Raw genomic sequence first — 15,833 nt, 5'->3', positions numbered from 1 at the left:
TACCACCAGCAGCCCGAGATCGCCGTCCGGGCTCGACACCGGTTCGGTGACGTGCAGCACCTCCGGGTCCGTGGCCAGCCGACCAGCCAACCGCGCCACAGCGCCGTCCGACGCGCCGGACGGGTGCTCACTGCGATCAGCAGAGGAGCGTTGAACCCCGGCCCGAACCCGGTCGCGACCGCGTCGTAGGCGCGCCGCTGCGGCCACGTCTGCGGCTGGTTGCCGTCGTCGGGGGCGCCGAGACGCAGCGACAGCAGCGGCGCCGGTTGAGGTGCGCACCCCACCGCGCCCAGCCACGACCACCGCCCTCGGTAGCGGCCGGATCCAGTGAGGGGGCGGCCCGGCGACGCCCCCGTGGGAGCCGGAGCCGGTCGACGCGGTGCCCGAGCAGACCCAGCAACGCGGGCAGCAGGGTCAACGCGGCCGCCACCATGACCGCGATGGTGATCGCGGTGGCCAGGCCGAGGGTGGCGATGAACGGGATCCCGGCGAACATCAGCCCCAGGATCGTCACCACGACGGTGCCGCCGGCGAAGACCACCGCGTGCCCGGCCGTGGCCACCGCCCGCCCGGCCGCCTCCACCGGTGGTCTGCCGGCAGCCAGTTCGGTCCGGAACCGGGTCACCACGAACAAGGCATAGTCGATGCCCGCGCCGAGGCCGAGCATCACCGCGATCAGCGGCGCCGCGGTCGGCACGTCGACGACCGAGCCGGCAAGTAGCACCAGGCCGGTGCCGGCGGTCAGGCCTGGCATCGCGACCAGGATCGGCAGGCCGGCAGCCACGACCGAGCCGAACGCGATCAGCAGCACCAGCAACGCCACGCCGAGCCCGATCAGTTCGGCTTCGCCGCCCTCCGGTTCGAAGGCCCGCTCGATGATGATGCCGCGATGCTCCACCGCGACCCCTTCGCCACGGACGGGCTCGGCGGCGGCGTTCAGCCGGTGATACACCTGCGCGGTCAGATCCCGGATGTCAGCGCTGTAACGCACCGTCACGATCGCGGTCCGGCCGTCCGGGCTGATCGCCGCGTCGGCCGACTCGAGCCCCGCCAGCGGGTCACCCACCGCGGACACGTCCGGCTGCCTACGTACTTCGTCGAGCATGCCGCGGATCGCGGTGGCCCGCGGCGGATCGCGCAGCGTGCCGCTGTCGACGTGCAGCACGATGTCCGCGCTCGTCGCCCCGAAGCCCGGCATGTGGTCACGGGCCAGATCCGCCGCCCGCTGCGACTCCGCACCCGGAATTCGGTAGTCGTTGACGAACGTGCCACCCGACACCTCGCCCAACACGACCAACGCCACCGCGACCAGCAGCCAGCCAGCAAGGACGCGCCACGGGTGTAAGGCAGCGGACACACCCAACCGTTCCAGCCCCCTACGCACCGGACGGGGCCTCATCCGCCGCGGCGGCGTCGAACTGCATAACCATGCCGGACTCGTTCGGCGTGACCGTGAAGCCCTCCCCCGCGAGCCATTTCGTCATACCGGCAACCCCGTCGGCGGCGTAGTCCGGCGCGTAGAAGTACCCGTCCAGCATCGCGCGTGCGGTGTGCTCGTCGCCGTCGGCGACACCGTCGACCAGACTGATGTCCCACCACACTTCGCCGCCCGTGGTGCTGACCGTGAAGTTGTAGAACGGGCAGCACGCCTTCTCCCGGACGGCCAGGTCACGTACCCACGCCGCCACGTCCTCGTCGGCGCGGAACCGCAATCGAACCCCTCCATCGGTCCGGTCACGCCCGGCCAGCGCCTGGCTGAACAGCCGGGCGTACTCGGCCATCCGCTCGTCGGCGGTGTCTGGGGCGTCGGTCAGGTCGCATGCGATGGCCGGCACGTTCACGGTCACGGCGTTGTTGTCGTCGTTCATGCGTTGCTCCTCGGGGCTGGTCGGGCGTTGTGTCCAGTCACCCCGGAACCGTAAACTCTGAACTCAGGTCCAGAGTCAAGAGTGGAGCGCGATGAAGATCGGTCAGGTAGCTGCCGACGCCGAGGTAACCGTCGACACGGTCCGGTTCTACGAGCGGCGCGGCGTGCTCCCGCCGCCGCAGCGGCGCCCGTCCGGGTACCGCGAGTACACCCCGGCCGCGGTCGAACGCATCCGGATGGCCCGCGCACTGCAGCAACTCGGGTTCACCCTCGACGAGATCATCGACGCCCTCCACGCCCATGACTCCGGAGACACCAACGAGGCCAGCCAGCTCTGGCGTCTCGAAGCCGTCGTCGACCGCATCGACGCCAAGATCGCCGACCTACAGCACACCCGACGCACCATCACCGACACCATTGCCGAGTGCCGCGCCGGCCGATGCCGCTTCAACTCAACCAGACACTGCTGAACCGACGCCGAAACAACAAGCCGAACGATCAAACCGACATGCAATGGCCAATCGTCTGAGACCGCAGGCACAAAGCAGACCGCAGGACGGCGCCGACGACGTAAATCAATTGATCTGGGCGCTTCGATGTGACGTTTGGCGCGACCGTGCCGCCGAGGGCGGTGACGTTGGCCGACACCGACCTCGTCGTGAGCGGTCCTGCTCGCAGGGCGCTTGGTTCCTTCTCGGGGTGACCTGGACAGGTGCTTCGCCGAGCGCACCGACATGAGGCATCGGCAGGTCGGCCGAGGCCAGGTCGCCGACGAGCCGGGCGACGGTGGCGCCATCCGTTCCGCGGACACAGCGGCGATCAGGTTAGGAGGTCACCGACCGCGCGGTCATTTGAGCCCGGCGGTGGCACTCATCCGGAGTGACCCGCGCCGTAGGCGACAGCCTCGGCTTGGCGGTTCAGTGCCGACCTTGGGCGGGTTGGGGTCGGCGGCACTGGTGGCCGCGCGATGGGCGGCGTCTCGCGCGCCGCCGGCCTGGGCGGACACGGATGGGCCGCAGCGACACCCTCGGCGAACAGCCCGGCGAGCAGATGGCGGGTGCCGACCACGGTCATGCCGTCTGCTTGGGCGTGCTCGCCTGCCAGGCCAGGCACGCTTGCAAGCGCGACGGATGCTACGGGCGAACGGCGGCACACCGGTGACGGCGGCGCTGTCGGCGAAGCGTTGCCGCGCGGCCTGCTTCGACACCTGAGCCGGGCGCCGATATGGGTCCATCACAGACCGTTGCTCGGTGGCTGTTGTATTTGACTGCGGCGATCAGCGACCCGAGGCGGTGCTGCCGGTACCTGGCGCTGCCTCGTTGGCGAGCCATACTGCGGCGAGGACGAGTTGTGCGATGGCGGTGAGGGTTTCGGGTTCGACGCGGTCCGGCGTGTCGGCCGGGCTGTGGTATCCGGCCATACCGGCTCCAACGCCGATCGCTGGGAGACCGGCTGCGGCGTAGCGGCGGTTGTCCGACGCTACCGGCCCGGGCTTGAGGGGCACTCCGGTGTGCCGGCCGGCCTGATCAACGATCGCCAGCAGTGCGTGGGCAGGTCCTCCGGCTTCCACCGCGGCAGCCTCGTGCAGGTGGCCGGCACCGTCGACATTGACGACCAGAGGCGACGTTTCCAGCCGTGCGGCGTGGTGGGCCGAGCCGAGGGCGCCGGTCTCTTCTCCGTCCAGGAAAGCCACCGACAGGCCGGCGCCACCGTGCAGCACCGGTGCGAGTAGGCGAGCGACCTCGCAGATGACCGCGACCCCGCTGGCGTTGTCGGCGGCTGCGGGCTGGCGGAGGCCGGGGTGGTCGCCGACACCGTCGTAGTGGGCAGTGAGGAGCAGGTCCGGCCGGCCCGGTGCGGCGGGACGGATGCGGCCGTGGAGATTGGTGCCCGCCACGTCGATACGGCGGATCGGTGCGTCGGCGGCCAATTCGCCGCCGAGGTCGAGCATGCGGCGGTGCAGCGCGGTCTCGACAGTCAGCATCGGCAGCGGGCCGGGGTTCGGCCCGGCGAGCATCGTGTACTGCCAGCCGTCTGCGTCGACGCCGCGTGGGAGCAGCAGCCCGGCGGCGCGGTAGGCGTGGCCGTAGGCGTCGAACAGGCTCATGCCCGGTGGGACGACGAGCCACCGGTCGACGGGGCCGTCGGTGCCGGCGATGCCGAGCGCACCCGGCCGGGGCGTCGGAAGGTCGGCCGATGCCAGGTGGATGGCGACGTCGCGGCCGAAGGTCAGGGCGTGGACCTCGCCGTGGTGTCTCCAGTGGACGGTCGGCGCGCGGTAGATGTCAGGCACAGCGCGTACGGCGAACGGGTCCGTGTGCGGGGCTGCGCCCATGTCACTGAGTTGCCCGCCGAGCCAGGCGCGGGCGGCGGCACCGCCGGCCGTACCGACGCGCCGGCCGGTGAACTCGTCGCTGGCAAGGCGGGCGACGGTGGCGCTCATCCGTTCCGCGGACACAGCGGCGAGAAGGGCGTCGAGGTCACCGGTCGGCGCGACGGGTAAGCCGGCGGTGGCGCTCATCCGCAGCAGCCCGCGCCGGAGGCGACGGCGTCGGCCTTGGCGGTGGCACCGCAGCAGGATCCGGATGCCTGGGCCTCGGCCGGTGTGCCGCAGCACGGGGAGCCGGCGGCATCAGGAAGGGTGATGCTGGTGTTCTGGGGCGGGTTGCCGCAGCAGCCGCTCGATCCGGCCACGGACAGGGCTTCGGCGGGGTCGCCGGCGAATCCGCCCCGGGTCTGGGTGTCGCTCATGGATGGTCTCCCTGTCAGGTGAGAGGTCAGCGGATGCCGGCCCACGTGTAGGCGGCGGTGCGGTTGCGGTCGTAGCGGGTGTCAGCGCGCTGCGCGGCGGTGGTGACCTCGACGCAACTGTCGCAGAACTGGACGCCGACCTCGACGGGGCGCCGCCGCTTGATCCAGAACATGGCTGTTGCTCCTTGATCGTGTAGAGCTTGGTTAGACGGACATCTAAATGTAGGCACCTATTTCGAAGACTGTCAACTTAGACATGGGTCGAATCAGCCGGCGACGGGAGCGGCGAAGGACTTGCCGCGCGCGCGAGGATGCCGGCTGCGGCGACGAGACACGCTCCGCTGATTCCGACGGCGACCGGCAGGTAGCCACCGTCTGTCAGCAGGGCCGCAGCGCCGAGCGGCGCACCCGCCCGGGCCAGGGTGATGGGCACGGAGAGACTGCCGGCGATCGTGGCGTAGGCGACGGTGCCGTACCGGTCGGCCAGCAGGGCCGGTGCGGCGAGACTCGCGACACCGAACCCGAGCCCGAACGCCACGACCCCGATGACGGCTCCGAGCCGGCTACCCCCGACCACGAGCAGGCTGAGCGCCGCGACCGCCTGGACGGCGAAGATCGCGGCCACCACGGTCGTCATGCGGATCCGGCGCTGTGCCCCGGTGAGGACGATCCGGCCGGTCACCGACAACACGCCCAGCAGGCCGGCGACGGTGGCCGCGAACGTGGCCGGGTGCCCGGCGTCGGTGAGCAGGCCGACGAGGTGGAACGTCATCGCGGTCATCGCCGCGCCGTGCGCCACGAACGCAACCGCCATCGCCCAGAACCGCGCGTCACGAAGCGCCGCCCGGACAACGGCCGCCCGGTCACCAGCGGTGCGGTCGGTCGCTGCCGGTCGCGGTCCGTCGGGCTCCAGGTGCGGTGCTTTGCGGACGACGAGCGCGTGCAACGGCACCGTGACCGCACCGTGCACGACAGCCAGGACGAGCAGAGCGGTCCGCCAGCCGTACCGGTCGACGAGGGACCCGGCCAGCGGCAGGAAGATGGCGGAGGCGAAGCCGGCGACGAGCGTCACCCCCAGCAGTGCCTTCGGGCGTCGGACGGAGTCGAACCAGGACACCACGACGGCGAACGCCGGCTCGTAGAGCACCATCGCGCCGGTGACGCCGATCCCGATGAGGACGGCGTAGAGCTGCCACGCCTGCTGCACCTGCGACCACGCCACGAGCAGCCCGGTCGCCGCCAGTGATCCCGTTGTCATGAGTGCCCGGCCGCCGCGCCGGTCGAGCCACCGCCCGACGGGCACCGCCATCACGGCACCGGCGAGGATTGAACATGTCATCGCCCCGGTCACCGTCGCCGTCGAGACCTGCAGCGTGACGGCAATCGGCCGCATGAGCACGGCGAACGAGTAGTACAGGACGCCGTACCCGACGGTCTGCGTCACCGCCAAGGCGGCAACGATCCGCCAGCCACGGAAACCCGGCGGGCCGCCGGCCCGAGGACCGGCGGCCACCACAGGAGCGGACGTCACGGCGTCAGCCGCAGCACCCGCCACCCTGCCCCTCCGCCTGCTCCGTCGGCGTCTCGACAGTTGAGGCAACGGGCGGCAGGGCCAGCGGAGCGGACAGCAGCCCACCGGAGATGCCGGTGACCAGCCCACGTCCGGCCGGTGCCGCGACCGTCTCGGTCGCCGGGGCACCACAGCAACCACTGCTGCCGGCGTCGATGGTGTCGGCGTCGAGCACCGGGTTGCTGTTGCACACGCCGGTCTCGGGCAGGTCGAGTTGAACGTCGCGGGCGGCCTTCCAGTCGCCCGCCAAGGCTGCGACCACCGACCTGGCCTGTTCGTAACCGGTGGCGAGCAGGAACGTCGGCGCGCGGCCGTAGCTCTTCACCCCGATGGCGTAGTAGCCGGGTTCGGGGTGGGTGAGCTCGTCGACGCCGTGCGGCGGCACGGTGCCGCAGGAGTGCTCGTTCGGGTCGATCAGTGGCGCCAGCGCGCGCGTCGATCCCATGACCGGGTCGAGGTCGAGGCGCAGCTCCGCGGCGACGCCGTGGTCGGGGCGGAAGCCGGTCGCGGACACGATCCGGTCGACGGTGATGCTGTCGCTGCCGTCGGAGACCACGACGCGGCCATCGGTGACGGTCACCGACCGGACGCTGAAGTTGGTGACCAGCTTGATGATTCCTGCCTCGACGTGTTCGCGGAGCCGGCTGCCGAGCGCACCCCGCGCGGGCAACGCGTCGGCGGCCTGGCCGCCGTAGGTGCGCGCCGGGCTCGCCGAGCGGATCGCCCACACCACAGCGGTTCCCGGCTCGTCGCCGGCCAGTTCGGCCAGGGACAGCAACGTGTTCGCCGCCGAATGCCCGGCGCCGACGACCAGCGTCCGCTTGCCGGCGAACCGGTCCCGGTCGGCGCCGAGTACGTCGGGCAGTGCGTGCTCGACGAACCCGGTCGCGTCCGTTTCGCCGTGGGCGGGGATGCCGGCGGCGCCGAGCACGTTCGGGGTGCCCCAGGTGCCCGTGGCGTCGATGACCGCCCGTGCCAGCACGTCCTCGCCGTCGGCGAGGCGGACAAGGAACGGCGTGGTGTCGCGGCCGGCGGTGCGGAGGCGATCGAGGCCGAGCCGGGTGATGGCCAGCACCCGCGTGTCGTACCGGACGTACGGCTTGAGTTCGGGCAGGTCGGCCAGCGGCTGCAGATACTCCCCGGCCAGCTGGCCGCCGGTGGGAAGGACGTCCGGATCGGGCTCCACCCAGCCGGCCTCGGCGAGCAGCCGGCGGGCGGCCTGGTCGACATTGAACCGCCACGGGGAGAACAGCCGCACGTGCCCCCACTGCCGCACCGCCGCTGCGGGACTGGCACCAGCTTCCAGCACGGTGAACGGGATGCCCCGTTCGGCCAGGTGCGCGGCGGCGGCCAGCCCCACCGGACCGGCGCCGATGACGGCTACCGGCAGGTCCTCCAGGCGGATGCTCATGTCAACTTCCTCCACATACATCGCGATCCAGCACGTCTGACAAACGCTCGCTGCCTTGACGTCGCTCTAACTTGACGATTATCTAATCAGCAAGGTTGCAGGCTGTTTCGAGATCTGTCAACCTAGAGGAATGTCGAAACAAGGCTCGGGTCTGTCCCTCCTCGACCTGTCGGCCGAGCCCTGCTGCTCGCCGCTGGCCGAGGCCCGCATCCCGGCCGGAACCGCGGAACTGCTCGCGCCCGCGTTCAAGGCGCTGGGCGACCCGGTCCGCCTGCAGCTGATGTCGATGATCGCCTCGGCACCCGACGGCGAAGCCTGCGTCTGCGACCTGACCCCGGCATTCGACCTGTCCGGTCCGACGATCTCCCACCACCTCAGGACCCTGCGCGAGGCCGGCCTCGTCGACGCCGAACGCCGCGGCACCTGGGTGTACTACCGGGCCCGACCCGGTCTGATGCGCCAGCTCGCAGCCCTGCTCGCGACCGACGCGGCAGCGCCGGTCGCCTGACTCGGGTCCTGCTTCAGCCCTCCGGCGTACCCGCGTCCGGCGAGGGGGGTGGACAGCAGCAGGCGAGGTAGCCCTGCAGTTCGGTGAGCCGGGCGCCGATCGAGGTGGGGTCGGCCCGGTAGCGGACGAGTTTGCCTTCCCTGGCCGACTGCACCAGCCCTCCGCGGCGCAGGATCGCCAACTGCCCCGACGTGGTCGACTGTCCCAGGCCGCAGCATTCGGCGATCTCGCCGACCGTCAGCTCCCGCCCGCCGGCGAACACGGTCATCATCTGCTGGCGCGTCTCGCTGGCCAGCGCCTTGAGGAAGTCGCGGGCTGCCCCGTCCAGAACCGGCGGTGTATCCATCTCTGCAGTCTTCCTCACACATCATTTCGTCATCTTCCGATATGACGATACATTAGCCGGCATGACATCCCCAGACCTCGTGATCGTCGGTGGCGGCCAGGCCGGCCTCGCCACCGCCCACACCGCCCGCACCATGGGGCTACACCCGCTGGTCCTCGACGTGTTCGCACAGGCCGGCGGGTCATGGCCGCACTACTACGACAGCCTCACGCTGTTCTCACCGGCCCGGTTCTCGTCCCTGCCCGGCATGCCGTTCCCGGCGACCCCGACCGGTACCCACCGGCGGCACCACGATCGAAGCCCCACTGGTGATCGCAGCCGCCGGCAGCTTCAGCACGCCGCACCGCCCGCACCTGCCCGGCCTCGACACGTTCGAGGGCACCGTCCTGCACTCCTCGCAGTACCGGACACCGGAAACGTTCGCCGGCCGACGGGTCGTGGTGGTCGGTGGGGGCAACTCCCGCGGTCCAGATCGCCACCGAACTCGCCACGGTCGCCGACGTCACGATCACCACCCGCAAACCACTGCGGTGGCAGCGGCAACGCATCCTCGGCCGGGACTTCCACTGGTGGCTCGACCGCACCGGCCTGGACACCTCGCCCCTCGGCCCCCGAATCCTCAAGAGCAGCAGAGTCCCGGTCATCGACGACGGCCGCTACCAGGCCGCCGTCCGGGCCGGCCGCCCCGACCACCGGCCGCTGTTCACCCGCATCGACGGCGACCGTCTACTGTGGACAGACGAGACCCGCGAACGCGTCGACGCGCTCATCCTCGCCACCGGCTACCGACCAGGCCTCGGCTACCTCGGCGTGGCCGACCAGCCGGAGCACCGTGGCGGCGTGTCCACCGACGTGCCTGGTCTGGGGTTCGTGGGGCTGGAGCACCAGCGCAGTCTGGCCTCGGCCACGCTACGCGGCGTCGGCCGGGACGCGGCCCACGTGCTGACGGCCCTCGTCCGTCAGCGATCCGGACGCCAGCCCGTTCACTGAGCGACGTCGAGCTCCGACACCAGCTTCTCGACCCGGCCCCGGATGTCGTCGCGGATCCGGCGGACGGCGTCGATACCCTGCCCGGCCGGGTCGTCCAGATCCCAGTCCAGGTACCGCTTACCCGGGAAGACCGGACACGCGTCCCCGCATCCCATCGACACCAGCACGTCGGAGGACTCGGCCGTGGCGTAGTCGAGCCTGCGCGGCGTCTGCGCGGTGATGTCGATACCGACCTCACGCATCGCCTCGACGGCGACCGGGTTGATCTGGTCGGCAGGTTCGGACCCGGCGGAGCGGACCTCGACCGAGTCACCAGCAATATGCCGCAGCCAGCCGGCGGCCATCTGGGACCGGCCGGCGTTGTGGACACAGACGAACAGGACGCTGGGCTTGTCGAAGGTCTGGTCAGGCATGTCATGTCACCTTCGCTCGGGGCCGACGAGTGTCCGCGGCCCTCTCCATCATCATGTGGGCGGTGCGGGTCCATGCGGTCGCGGCGATCTGGACAGCGTCCCATGGGCTGCCCAGTGGCGGGGTGTAGGACAGGTCGAGGTGTTCGATGTCGTGGACGGCGGCGCCGTAGCTGATCGCGGTGGCGAAGATGTCGATGCGTTTGGCGATCTCGGCGCCGTGACTGCCCAGCAGTTGTGCGCCGAGGAGCCGTCCGGACCGGCGGTCCCCGGTGACGCGGACGCGGATCGGCGTGGCGCCCGGGTAGTACGCCTTGTGGTCGTCCGCCGTGATCGCCACGGTCAACGGGGCGAAGCCCGCGGTGCGGGCGGTGTCATCCCGTAGGCCCGTTCCGGCCGCGACGAGGTCGAACACCTTGACGGCCTGCGTGCCCAACGATCCGGCGAACACGGCGTCTCCACCGACGGCATTGATGCCGGCGACCCGGCCCTGCTTGTGCGCGGTCGAACCGAGCGGCAGGTAGACGTCGGCGTCCAGCAGCCGGTGGTAGGTGTGCACGCAGTCCCCTGCCGCGTAGACGTCGGGCAGCGTGGTGCGCATCCGCCGGTCCACGGCGATCGCGCCCCGCACGCCGAGCGCGGCACCTGCGTCCGCCGCCAGCTGCACATCCGGTCGCACACCGGCGACAACCAGAACGATGTCGCCGTGGAACCGGTCGGTGTCGGTGTCGACACCGAGCTTGCCGTCGTCGGCGGCGATCGCACGCACCTTCGTGCCGTGGTGGACGGAGACGCCGCGTTCCACCAGGTGCTCGGCCAACGGTTCGGCGAGCTCCGGGTCGATGGTGGGCATGACCTGGTCGAGTTGTTCGAGCAGCGTGACCTGCAGTCCACGAGCGGTCAGCGCCTCGGACATTTCCAGCCCGATGTACCCGGCACCGACGATCACCGCCGAACGGGCCTTGCGCTGCTCGATCGAGCGCAGCAGAGCGAAGGTGTCCCCCATGGTGTGCAGGACATGGACGCCGTCGGCCGGCCCGAGTCCGTCGAGCCCGGCGATCGGGGGTCGCACCGGCGTCGCGCCCGTTCCGATCATCAGCCGGTCGTAGGCCATCGACACCGTTTCGCCGTCGGGCGTACGAACCGTGACCGCGTGCGCTGGCGGGTCGAGCGCGACGACGCGATGCCGAGCCGCAGCCGCAGACCGGCCGCTTCGAGGTCTCCCGCGGTGCGGTGGGCGAGGTTGCGCCAGTGCGGCACCTCACCCGAGACGTGGTACGGGATCCCGCAGATGCTGAAGTTCGGATACTCGTCCGCGACGAGCAACGTCACCTCACCGCCCGGATCGAGCTCGCGGGCGGCCAGCCCGGCGCTGATGCCGGCGTCGCTGCCGCCGATGACGAGCAGCTTCATCGGCGTGCTCCCTCGACTGTCTTCCGATCGGCGACGGCGGGGGTCACTACCTCGTAGGCGGCGCGTCCCGCGTCCGGATACAGCGCCAGCACGAGGCCGACGCCGAGGACCAGGCCGACAAGCTGGGCCACGACGAACGCCGGCACCGAGCCCGGGGCGATGCCGGCGAAGGTGTCGGTGAACGCCCGCCCGACCGTGACGGCCGGGTTGGCGAAGCTCGTCGACGAGGTGAACCAGTACGCAGCGCCGATGTAGGCACCGACGGCCGCCGGCGCGACGGCCGCCCGGCCGGAGCGGGCCAGGGCGAAGATGAGCGTGAGCAGACCGACGGTGGCGACGACCTCGCCGAGCCACAGGTGTCCGGCCGCCCGGTCCTTGCCGGAGAAGTCCACGGCGGACAGGTCGAACATGAGGTTGGCCAGCACGGCCCCGGCGATCGCTCCCGCCGTCTGTGCGAGGACGTACCCGCCGAGATCCGTGGCGGTCAGTCCCGTCCGGGCGCGACGGCCGAGGAACCAGTCGGCCGCGGACACGACCGGGTTGAAATGGGCCCCGGACACCGGTCCGAACATGAGGATCAGCGCACCGAGCGCGAACGCGGTGGCGACGGAGTTCTCCAACAGCTGCAGGCCGACATCATCGGGCGACAGGGTGGTGGCCATGATGCCGGAACCGACGACGGCGGTAACGAGCAGCGCGGTGCCGACGAACTCGGCCAGCAGCCGTCGCCACAAGACTGGACGGTTCACCGGGTCGCCGGGACGTCGAGCTGGTCGAGCAGGACCCGGACGCGCCGTTCGATCTCGTCGCGGATCGGCCGGACCGCCTCCACACTCTGGCCGGCGGGGTCCTCCAGGTCCCAGTTCTCGTAGCGCGTGCCGGGGAAGATCGGGCACGCGTCGCCGCAGCCCATCGTGATGACGACGTCGGCGGCGCGGACGATCTCGTCGGTCCACGGCTTCGGGTATTCACCGGTGATGTCGATGCCGCGTTCGGCCATCGCGGCGACGGCGGAGCGGTTGATCTCGGTGCCGGGTTCCGAACCACCGGACCAGGCCAGCGCACGATCACCGGCGAGGTGGGTGAAGAAGCCGAGGGCCATCTGGGACCGGCCGGCGTTGTGGGTGCACAGGAACAGCACGACCGGCTTGCCGTCACGCTGGTGTCCCTCGACCCGGGCCAGCGCCTGCAGCCGCTGCCTGGCGAACCGTTCGGCCAGCAGCGGCAGGAAGTTGGGGACGGTGCTGCGGTTGGCGAACTGGTCGTAGCTGGTGTACAGGAACCGTTCGATGGTCTCCGTGCCGTAGGTGCCGTCGAACTCACGACCCAGCCGCGTCGCGGCGGTGCGCAGGGCGAGCTGCTGGTCGACGGACAGATCGCGGTGCTCGTAGGTGGTCGTGTCAGTCATGGTGGTCCCCTTTCCGGGGCTGCGGTGCACGAACGGGGCCGGGCGTGATGGCCGGAACCAGCCGGTCGATGCGGTCGGCGAGGTCGGTGTAGGCGGCTTCGAAGGCGGCGTCGGTGTTGACCCGGACCGGGTCGGGCACCGACCAGTGCAGTTGCGCCCGGTGCGCGCCGGTGAGGTCTTCGTGGGCGTTGTCGCACACGGCGATGAGCAGGTCGCCGGGTTGGGCGACGTCGTCGAGGTGGGCGGTCGCGGCCGGATCGAGAGCCAGGCCGTGCCGGTGCCCGACCTTGAGTGCTCGCGGGTGGACGCGCGCCGCAGGGTGGGTGCCTGCGGACGCCACCGGCCCGCCGGTCCGCTCACGCCACAGGGCCGCAGCGAGCTGGGACCGGGCGGAGTTGTGGGTGCAGACGAACACGACCCTTTCGGCGGACAGGTGCGGTGGCCCGAGCAGGGCCAAAGTCTCCGGCCGCAGGCGCAGGTAGGTGCGGCGCCGGTCGCCCTCGGAGCGGGTCCTCGCCACCAGGCCGGCCTCGTCCAGGACCTTGACGTGATGGGCCACGAGGTTGGTCGCCATGCCGAGCTGGTCGGCGATCTCGCCGGGGGAGGCGTCACCGATTCGCAGTGCGTCGACGATCGCCAACCGGGCCGGATCGCCGAGCGCGGCGTGTACCCGAGCGCGGGCTTCCACGGAGGCAGACTCAGCGTTCATTGACTCAACTATGGCTGAGTTATGTTTGCGCAGTCAAGTCCGGGTCGGATCGGCCCCTCGCCGGAGCGGAAGGTCGGCTTGACGTTGGACCGGGCTCCAAGGTTTACCGTGACCCCATGAGCACCACGGTCACCGGGACATCGAACGGGCTGCGGGTCGGCGAGCTCGCCGAGGCGGTCGGCGTCAGGGCCGACACAGTCCGGTACTACGAGCGGGCCGGGCTCCTGCAGGCTCCGGCTCGCACGTCGTCCGGGTACCGGACCTACGACGAGACCGCCGTCGACCGGATGAGGTTCATCCAGGGCGCCCAGCGGCTCGGCCTTCGACTGGCCGACATCCAGCAGTTGCTCGCCATCCGCGACACCGGCAGCTGTCCCTGCGAGCCGGCCGAGCAACTGCTCCAGCGCCGACTCGCCGAGCTCGACGCCGAGATGGCCCGGCTCGCCGCTCTGCGGTCGGAGATGGTCGCGATGATCGACGGCCTGCCGACCGCCGACTGTTCACCGCCCGTACCGGGCGTGTGGTGCCCACCGGCTGGAGAGGAGGTGAACCACGATGACTGACCTGATCAACCTGTCCTGCTGCGAGGACGACTGTCCGCCCGACTGCTGCGACTGACCCCAGCCGACACCGTGGGTCCGCCGAGCGCGCCGGCGGCCCACCCGAATGAGAGTCCAGCCCATCCCGAACCCGCCGCCGCCAAGCGCGGAGGGCCCTACCTGGTCCAGGCGCCGCCGAGAAGCTCGTGGATCTGGTCCGTGCTGGGGATCCGGCCGGAGAGCACGACCTGTTCGTCGATGACGAGGGCGGGCGTGCTCATCACCCCGTAGCCGACGATGGTCGGGTAGTCGGTGACGGCGATGATCTCGGCGGTGATGCCCAGGTCGGTGACCGCGTCGCGGGTGACTCGTTCCAGGGCGTGGCAGTTACCGCAGCCAGGACCGAGGATCTTGATGTGCATCATTGTGCGCTCCCTACAGGATGGCGTTGAACAGGTAGCCGGTGGCGAGGATCCCGGCGGCGACCACGCCGACGAAGGCGGCCAGCAGCTGAAGCTTGAGGACGCGGCGCAACAGGATCAGTTCGGGCAGCGACAACGCGACGACGCTCATCATGAACGCCAGCACGGTGCCCATCGCGACGCCTTTGGCGTGCAGCACCTCGACCAGGGGCAGGACACCGGCGGCGTTGGAGTACAGCGGCACCCCGATCACGACGGCGACCAACGGAGCGAGCGGGTTGTCCGGGCCGGCGACGCGGGCGAAGAAGTCCGCCGGCACCCACCCGTGGATGACCGCACCCAGGCCGATGCCGGCCAGCAGGTACGGCCACACCCTGCGCAGGATCGTCACGACCTCCTCCCGGCCCATCACGACGCGGTCGTCGAAGGACAACCGCTGCCCCGGCGCGACGGCCGCCCCGCGCAGGGTGGTCTGGTAGACGAACGGCTCGACCCAGCTGGTCGGGCAGACCCGGCCGAGGACGAACCCGGCCACCGTGGCGATGACCAGTCCGGAGCCGATGTACAGGGCGGCGATCTTGAAGCCGAACATGCCGTACAGCAGTACGACGGCGACCTCGTTGATCATCGGGCTGGCGATCAGGAACGACAGGGTGACCCCGAGCGGCACGCCTGCGGCGACGAAGCCGATGAACGCCGGCACCGCCGAACACGAGCAGAACGGTGTGGCCACACCCAGCCCGGCTGCGGCCACGTTGGCGATGCCTTCGCGCCGACCGCCCAGCAGGGCGCGGGTGCGTTCCAGGCTCAGGTAGGACCGGGCCACCGTGACCACGAAGATGATCCCCACCAGCAGCAGAACGATCTTCACCGAGTCGTATAGGAAAAAGTGCACCCCGCTGCCCAGCCGCGACGTCTCGTCGAGGTTCAGCCATCGGTAGACGACCAGGTCCCACCACGGCCCGTTGACCCGGTACAGCGCCAGCCACCCGACCGCGGCGGCAATCAGCGCCGCCGAATGCCATAGCCGGCCGTGCCCGCCCGCCCCGATCGGGGCGGCCTCCCGTTCTGCGGCAGGCCTGACCGCGTCCCCGCTCACCGTGACTCACCCGCCGCCGTCCCGACGGCAGGTAACGCCGCGCGCAGACGGGCCGACGCGTCGGCAGTGACGGTGTAGTCCATCCACCGGCCGCGGCGGGCGGCGCTCACGAGGCCGGCCTCGCGCAGCACCCTCAGGTGGTAGGACAAAAGGTTGGGCGCTACCGCGGCGACCGGTTGCAGGTCGCACACGCACCGGGTGGCGCCGTCGGCGAGATGGGCCAGCAGTCGCCACCGCACCGGGTCGGCGACCACCGCCAGCAACGCTGCCGGTTCGACTGCGGTTGATGCAATCCCGGTTGAAGTGTTCACATCATCAATGTCATGGCCGGGTACCCCGGCCGCATCGGGTCAAAGGTCCCGACCCCGCGGGACTCGGTACCCCTTCGGC

At 70.8% G+C, this 15,833-nt stretch carries 19 protein-coding genes and 2 pseudogenes; 5 read left to right on the top strand and 16 right to left on the bottom strand.

Translation table 11 applies throughout. The features are described 5' to 3' along the window. Positions 1-136 precede the first annotated feature (136 nt). On the bottom strand, positions 137-1,357 hold the full coding sequence (locus Voc01_RS15785; protein WP_203928174.1) for an MMPL family transporter: 1,221 nt from the start codon (positions 1,355-1,357) through the stop codon (positions 137-139). 19 nt (positions 1,358-1,376) lie between these two features. Next, positions 1,377-1,868 carry a hypothetical protein gene (locus Voc01_RS15780; RefSeq protein WP_203928173.1) on the bottom strand — a complete coding sequence of 164 codons (492 nt, stop codon included), beginning with the start codon at positions 1,866-1,868 and terminating at the stop codon, positions 1,377-1,379. A gap of 91 nt (positions 1,869-1,959) precedes the next feature. Here Voc01_RS15780 and Voc01_RS15775 point away from each other — a divergent pair, with 91 nt between their 5' ends. Beyond that, the gene (locus Voc01_RS15775; RefSeq protein ID WP_203928172.1) at positions 1,960-2,337 is read left to right on the top strand and encodes a MerR family transcriptional regulator; all 378 of its coding nucleotides are present in this window, start codon (positions 1,960-1,962) and stop codon (positions 2,335-2,337) included. A gap of 806 nt (positions 2,338-3,143) precedes the next feature. Here the strand turns inward: Voc01_RS15775 and Voc01_RS15770 are convergent. The 5 genes from Voc01_RS15770 to Voc01_RS15750 form a co-directional block, all read right to left on the bottom strand. Further along, on the bottom strand, positions 3,144-4,388 hold the full coding sequence (locus Voc01_RS15770; RefSeq protein WP_203928171.1) for a M28 family metallopeptidase: 1,245 nt from the start codon (positions 4,386-4,388) through the stop codon (positions 3,144-3,146). Then, the gene (locus tag Voc01_RS15765; protein ID WP_203928170.1) at positions 4,385-4,618 is read right to left on the bottom strand and encodes a hypothetical protein; all 234 of its coding nucleotides are present in this window, start codon (positions 4,616-4,618) and stop codon (positions 4,385-4,387) included. The genes Voc01_RS15770 and Voc01_RS15765 overlap by 4 nt, the downstream gene beginning before the upstream one ends. Positions 4,619-4,644: 26 nt before the next feature. Beyond that, positions 4,645-4,791 (bottom strand): hypothetical protein, encoded by a 147-nt coding sequence (locus Voc01_RS15760; protein ID WP_203928169.1) that lies wholly within the window; start codon positions 4,789-4,791, stop codon positions 4,645-4,647. 77 nt (positions 4,792-4,868) lie between these two features. Beyond that, positions 4,869-6,062, bottom strand: a complete 1,194-nt coding sequence (locus Voc01_RS15755) for an MFS transporter (protein WP_239160232.1) — start codon at positions 6,060-6,062, stop codon at positions 4,869-4,871. A 91-nt stretch (positions 6,063-6,153) separates the two neighbouring features. Beyond that, on the bottom strand, positions 6,154-7,599 hold the full coding sequence (locus tag Voc01_RS15750) for an FAD-dependent oxidoreductase (RefSeq protein ID WP_203928167.1): 1,446 nt from the start codon (positions 7,597-7,599) through the stop codon (positions 6,154-6,156). Between the two features lie 130 nt (positions 7,600-7,729). Between Voc01_RS15750 and Voc01_RS15745 the strand changes: the two genes are divergently transcribed. After that, positions 7,730-8,107: an ArsR/SmtB family transcription factor gene (locus Voc01_RS15745; protein ID WP_203928166.1), complete on the top strand. Its 378-nt coding sequence runs from the start codon at positions 7,730-7,732 to the stop codon at positions 8,105-8,107. A 13-nt stretch (positions 8,108-8,120) separates the two neighbouring features. On the opposite strand, the gene Voc01_RS15740 is transcribed toward Voc01_RS15745, so the two are convergent. After that, positions 8,121-8,453 (bottom strand): ArsR/SmtB family transcription factor, encoded by a 333-nt coding sequence (locus tag Voc01_RS15740; protein ID WP_203928165.1) that lies wholly within the window; start codon positions 8,451-8,453, stop codon positions 8,121-8,123. An 89-nt stretch (positions 8,454-8,542) separates the two neighbouring features. Between Voc01_RS15740 and Voc01_RS54645 the strand changes: the two are divergent. Continuing rightward, positions 8,543-8,857: pseudogene (locus Voc01_RS54645) on the top strand (hypothetical protein); the annotation flags it as partial. A gap of 43 nt (positions 8,858-8,900) precedes the next feature. Next, a complete protein-coding gene (locus tag Voc01_RS15730) occupies positions 8,901-9,443 on the top strand; it encodes an NAD(P)/FAD-dependent oxidoreductase (RefSeq protein ID WP_203928164.1) in 543 nt (180 codons plus the stop codon). Here the strand turns inward: Voc01_RS15730 and Voc01_RS15725 are convergent. From Voc01_RS15725 to Voc01_RS15700, 5 genes and pseudogenes are all read right to left on the bottom strand, one after another. Then, positions 9,437-9,856 carry an arsenate reductase ArsC gene (locus Voc01_RS15725; protein ID WP_203928163.1) on the bottom strand — a complete coding sequence of 140 codons (420 nt, stop codon included), beginning with the start codon at positions 9,854-9,856 and terminating at the stop codon, positions 9,437-9,439. The genes Voc01_RS15730 and Voc01_RS15725 overlap by 7 nt on opposite strands. Before the next feature lies 1 nt (position 9,857). After that, positions 9,858-11,105, bottom strand: a complete 1,248-nt coding sequence (locus tag Voc01_RS15720; RefSeq protein ID WP_239160231.1) for an FAD-dependent oxidoreductase — start codon at positions 11,103-11,105, stop codon at positions 9,858-9,860. 196 nt (positions 11,106-11,301) lie between these two features. After that, positions 11,302-12,015 (bottom strand): annotated as a pseudogene (locus Voc01_RS15710) (aquaporin); the annotation flags it as partial. After that, positions 12,012-12,674, bottom strand: coding sequence for an arsenate reductase ArsC (locus Voc01_RS53075; RefSeq protein ID WP_203928159.1), 663 nt, complete (start codon positions 12,672-12,674; stop codon positions 12,012-12,014). The pseudogene Voc01_RS15710 and the gene Voc01_RS53075, both read right to left, overlap by 4 nt. Further along, positions 12,667-13,383, bottom strand: a complete 717-nt coding sequence (locus tag Voc01_RS15700; RefSeq protein WP_203928158.1) for an arsenate reductase/protein-tyrosine-phosphatase family protein — start codon at positions 13,381-13,383, stop codon at positions 12,667-12,669. Before Voc01_RS15700 ends, Voc01_RS53075 begins: the two co-directional genes overlap by 8 nt. A gap of 116 nt (positions 13,384-13,499) precedes the next feature. On the opposite strand from Voc01_RS15700, the gene Voc01_RS15695 reads away from it, so the two are divergent. Next, complete coding sequence (locus Voc01_RS15695) at positions 13,500-13,946, top strand: heavy metal-responsive transcriptional regulator (protein WP_203928157.1); 447 nt, start codon at positions 13,500-13,502, stop codon at positions 13,944-13,946. A 152-nt stretch (positions 13,947-14,098) separates the two neighbouring features. Here Voc01_RS15695 and Voc01_RS15690 read toward each other — a convergent pair whose 3' ends face one another. From Voc01_RS15690 to Voc01_RS15680, 3 genes are read right to left on the bottom strand one after another with little or no spacing between them, the layout of a single operon-like run. Next, positions 14,099-14,347, bottom strand: coding sequence for a thioredoxin family protein (locus Voc01_RS15690; protein WP_203928156.1), 249 nt, complete (start codon positions 14,345-14,347; stop codon positions 14,099-14,101). A 10-nt stretch (positions 14,348-14,357) separates the two neighbouring features. After that, a complete protein-coding gene (locus tag Voc01_RS15685) occupies positions 14,358-15,443 on the bottom strand; it encodes a permease (protein WP_203928155.1) in 1,086 nt (361 codons plus the stop codon). Further along, positions 15,440-15,754, bottom strand: a complete 315-nt coding sequence (locus tag Voc01_RS15680; RefSeq protein WP_275423722.1) for an ArsR/SmtB family transcription factor — start codon at positions 15,752-15,754, stop codon at positions 15,440-15,442. Before Voc01_RS15680 ends, Voc01_RS15685 begins: the two co-directional genes overlap by 4 nt. Between the last annotated feature and the right edge of the window lie 79 nt (positions 15,755-15,833).

This window comes from Virgisporangium ochraceum, assembly GCF_016863655.1.
GTDB classification, from domain to species: Bacteria; Actinomycetota; Actinomycetes; order Mycobacteriales; family Micromonosporaceae; genus Virgisporangium; species Virgisporangium ochraceum.
Note: the sequence above shows the minus strand (reverse complement) of the source record. Positions and strands in the feature narration are given on the sequence as shown.

Coding starts and splice junctions, on each gene's coding strand:
- Voc01_RS15780 (WP_203928173.1), bottom strand. CDS start 1,868: ATGAACGACGACAACAACGCCGTGACCGTGAACGTGCCGGCCATCGCA.
- Voc01_RS15775 (WP_203928172.1), top strand. CDS start 1,960: ATGAAGATCGGTCAGGTAGCTGCCGACGCCGAGGTAACCGTCGACACG.
- Voc01_RS15770 (WP_203928171.1), bottom strand. CDS start 4,388: ATGAGCGCCACCGCCGGCTTACCCGTCGCGCCGACCGGTGACCTCGAC.
- Voc01_RS15765 (WP_203928170.1), bottom strand. CDS start 4,618: ATGAGCGACACCCAGACCCGGGGCGGATTCGCCGGCGACCCCGCCGAA.
- Voc01_RS15760 (WP_203928169.1), bottom strand. CDS start 4,791: ATGTTCTGGATCAAGCGGCGGCGCCCCGTCGAGGTCGGCGTCCAGTTC.
- Voc01_RS15750 (WP_203928167.1), bottom strand. CDS start 7,599: ATGAGCATCCGCCTGGAGGACCTGCCGGTAGCCGTCATCGGCGCCGGT.
- Voc01_RS15745 (WP_203928166.1), top strand. CDS start 7,730: ATGTCGAAACAAGGCTCGGGTCTGTCCCTCCTCGACCTGTCGGCCGAG.
- Voc01_RS15740 (WP_203928165.1), bottom strand. CDS start 8,453: ATGGATACACCGCCGGTTCTGGACGGGGCAGCCCGCGACTTCCTCAAG.
- Voc01_RS15725 (WP_203928163.1), bottom strand. CDS start 9,856: ATGCCTGACCAGACCTTCGACAAGCCCAGCGTCCTGTTCGTCTGTGTC.
- Voc01_RS53075 (WP_203928159.1), bottom strand. CDS start 12,674: ATGACTGACACGACCACCTACGAGCACCGCGATCTGTCCGTCGACCAG.
- Voc01_RS15700 (WP_203928158.1), bottom strand. CDS start 13,383: ATGAACGCTGAGTCTGCCTCCGTGGAAGCCCGCGCTCGGGTACACGCC.
- Voc01_RS15695 (WP_203928157.1), top strand. CDS start 13,500: ATGAGCACCACGGTCACCGGGACATCGAACGGGCTGCGGGTCGGCGAG.
- Voc01_RS15690 (WP_203928156.1), bottom strand. CDS start 14,347: ATGATGCACATCAAGATCCTCGGTCCTGGCTGCGGTAACTGCCACGCC.